This is a genomic window from Flavobacterium koreense (genome assembly GCF_054776075.1).
In genome coordinates this window covers 1-525 of the sequence record NZ_BAAHCF010000022.1, presented here as the reverse complement: position 1 = coordinate 525, position 525 = coordinate 1, and the positions used below count along the sequence as shown (strand labels likewise).

The window sequence follows — 525 nt, the reverse complement described above, 5'->3', positions numbered from 1 at the left end:
TTCTAGTTACTGAGTAACTTCCTGCACATTGTCCGTTTGTAGTAACATCATTGAATGTTAATGTGAATGTACTTCCACAAGCATCTGTAGCTGTAGCTGTTGCTGTCGCAAAACTTGGTGTCGCTGGACAAGAAATTGTACTTGGCGCTGGTAATGCTGCAATAACTGGAGCTGTTGTATCTGTTACATTGATTGTTTGTGATGCTGTTGATGCATTTCCACAAGCGTCTGTTGCTGTCCAAGTTCTAGTTACTGAATAACTTCCTGCACATTGTCCGTTTGTAGTAACATCATTGAATGTTAATGTGAATGTACTTCCACAAGCATCCGTTGCTGTTGCTGTTGCAAAACTTGGCGTTGCTGGACAACTGATTGTTGATGGCGCTGGTAATGCTGCAATAACTGGAGCTGTTGTATCTGTTACATTGATAGTTTGTGATGCTGTTGATGCGTTGCCACAAGTGTCTGTTGCTGTCCAAGTTCTAGTTACTGAGTAACTTCCTGCACATTGTCCGTTTGTAGTAA

Annotated in this window: 1 protein-coding gene; it reads right to left on the bottom strand. The window is 41.7% G+C overall.

Features of this window, described 5'->3' with window-relative positions; genetic code table 11:
- Positions 1-525 (bottom strand): HYR-like domain-containing protein (locus ACYU7A_RS08055; protein WP_460575587.1); only part of this gene is annotated, 525 nt, incomplete at both ends.